2 protein-coding genes are annotated in these 2,796 nt (G+C 68.9%); both read left to right on the top strand.

The annotated features are described in order from the left end of the window. Positions 1-2,117, top strand: a 2,117-nt coding sequence (locus tag DPV74_RS40540) for a TonB-dependent siderophore receptor (protein WP_240440114.1), incomplete at its 5' end; no start/stop codon positions are given. Between the two features lie 59 nt (positions 2,118-2,176). Further along, a partial coding sequence (pnuC, locus tag DPV74_RS40535; protein ID WP_162923310.1) for a nicotinamide riboside transporter PnuC occupies positions 2,177-2,796 on the top strand: 620 nt, incomplete at its 3' end.

The raw sequence follows: 2,796 nt of genomic DNA, 5'->3' as shown, positions 1-2,796 counted from the left end.
ACACGCCGGCGCCGGACGCCGAGGCGGCCGCCAGCGCGACGCTGCCGACGATCACGGTGAGCGGCGAGCGCGGCAACGCGCTGCGCGCACGCACGGCATCCGTCGCGGGGCTCGACGACGCGCCGCTGCGCGATACGCCGGCGTCGGTGAGCGTCGTCACGCGCGCGCAGCTCGACGACCAGCAGGCGAAGCGGCTGAGCGACGTCGTGCGCAACGACGCGTCGGTCGTCAACGACTATGCGCCGGTCGGTTATTTCGAAGGCTTTGCGATCCGCGGCTTTCCGGTCGATCTCGCGAGCGCGATCCGGATCGACGGGCTGACGGTGTCCGGCGAGCAGAACGTGCCGCTCGAGAACAAGGAGCGCGTCGAGATCCTGAAGGGGCTCGCCGGCATCGACAGCGGCGTCGTCGCGCCCGGCGGGGTGATCAACTTCGTGACCAAGCGCTCGGCGAACGTCGCGAGCGTGACGGGTGGCGTCGACAGCCGCGGCTCGACGTCGGCGGCCGTCGATCTCGGCCGCCGCTTCGGCCCCGACAATCAGTTCGGCTTCCGGATCAATGCCGCGAAGGAGAACATGCACTCCTACATCGACGGCACGAACGGACGGCGCACGTTCGGCTCGATCGCCGCCGACTGGGACATCAGCCCGCGCGCGAGCCTGCAGCTCAACGCCGAATTCCAGCAGTGGATCCAGCGTTCCGCACCCGGCTACCAGCTGCTCGGCGGCACCGTCGTGCCGTCGGTCAAGACGACGTCGAAGGCGCTCGGCACGCAGCCGTGGGCGAAGCCGGTGACGACCGACGCGCTGAACCTGAACGCGCGCTTCGACTACCAGTTCAACGACGACTGGAAGGCGTATATCGCCGCCGGCCGCAGCCGCACGATGATCGACGACAACAGCGCGTTCGCTTACGGCTGTTCGTATGCGGCGAGCTGCACGGCCGGCGCGACGTCGCCGTTTTTCTTCGGCGCGAACGGCGACTACGACGTGTACGACTTCCGCAGCCCCGGCGAATACCGACGCAACGACGATCTGCGTGCGGTCACGACCGGCAAGTTCGCGACGGGACCGCTGCGGCACGAACTGACGCTCGGCGTGAGCGTGCAGCGCCGCGTCGTGCACATGGCGACCGCCGTGTACGACTATGTCGGCAGCGAGAACATCTACGGACCCGACGTCACGTTCGCACCGTCGCCGAATACGCCCGGGCCGTCGTATCCGCAGCTCGATGCGTGGCAGTACGGCGTGTTCGGGCTCGACCGCATCAGCATCGGCGAACACTGGCAGGTGCTCGCGGGAGGCAAGGAGGTGCTGCTGCGCCAGCGCAGCTGGAGCGGCCTCGACGGCGACGCGACGCACACTGATCGCTCGGTGTTCCTGCCGCAGGTCGCGCTCGTCTACAAGCCGGTGAACGTGCTGTCGCTGTACGCGTCGTACAGCAAGGCGCTGTCGCTCGGCGACCAGGCGCCCGTGCGCGCGACCAATGCGTATGCGTTCCTGCCGCCCGTCGAATCGCACCAGATCGAGGTCGGCGCGAAATACGACTGGCTCGACCGGCTGAGCCTCACGGCCGCCGTGTTCTCGATCAGCAAGCCGTTCCAGTTCGCCGATCCGGACGCATCGGGCACGACCTACACGTTCGTGCAGCGCGGCACGCAGCGGCACCAGGGGATCGAGCTCGGCGCGGCCGGGCGCGTGACCGAGCGTCTGGGGCTGACGGCCAGCGTCGCGGCGATTCGCGCGCGGGCGTACGATTCGGGTTCGCCGGCCTACGAAGGCCACCAGATCATCAACGTGCCCGCGCTGCGCGCATCGCTGTATGCGGACTACGCGGTGCCGGGCGTCGCGGGGCTGAACGTGCTGGGCGGCGTCGAATACAGCGCGGCCCGCAACGCGAACGAGGAGGGCACCGCGCAGGTGCCGGCGTGGTTCGTGTTCAATCTCGGCGCGCGTTATACGACGAAGATCGGCGGCCATCGCACGGTGTTGCGCGTGTCGGTGGACAACCTCTTCAACAAGTTCTACTGGCGCGACGCGGGCGAGCAGCAGGGCGATGCGTACCTGTTCCCGGGGGCGCCGCGCACCGCCCGCGTGTCGTTGACCTATGATTTCTGACCGTCCGGAACCGGCCGCGTGACCCGCAGCCCCGGCAGCTAACCTGGAGAGCACAGACGATGTCCACACTCGAAATCGCCGGCGTGATCGTCAGCGCGCTTGCGATCTGGCTGACCGCGAAGCGGCGCATGCTGTGCTGGCCGGTCGGGCTCGTGTCGGTCGCGTTGTACGGCTGGATCTTCTTCGACGCGAAGCTGTATTCGGACATGCTGCTGCAAGGCGCGTTCGCGGTGCTGCAGGTGTACGGCTGGCAACGCTGGCTCGCGCAGCGCGCGAGCGAGGCCGACGGCAATGCGGCGCCGGCAGGCGATGTCGCGCCCGTCACGGGCGTGCGGCCGATGCAGATGCTGCCCGACCTGATCGCGGCCGTCGTCGGCAGCGCGCTGCTCGGCGGCATGATGGCGCGCTGGACCGATGCGGCGCTGCCGTTCGTCGATGCCTCGCTGACCGCGTTCAGCCTCGTCGCGCAATACTGGACCGCGCGGCGCTACATTGCATCGTGGGGGCTGTGGATCGTCGTGAACGTCGTGTACGTCGGGATGTTCGTGTTCAAGGAACTGTATCTGACGGCCGGCCTCTACGCGTTGTTCATCGGGCTGGCCGTCGTCGGCTGGCGCGACTGGAGCCGCACGGCCGCGGCGCTGCGCGCGGCGGCCGGCGGTGCGCTGGCAACGGGCGG

The organism is Burkholderia sp. HAN2018 (assembly GCF_024704855.1).
GTDB classification, from domain to species: Bacteria; Pseudomonadota; Gammaproteobacteria; order Burkholderiales; family Burkholderiaceae; genus Burkholderia; species Burkholderia cepacia.
The sequence above is the reverse complement of the archived record's forward strand: the minus strand, read 5'-3'. Positions and strand labels throughout refer to the sequence as shown.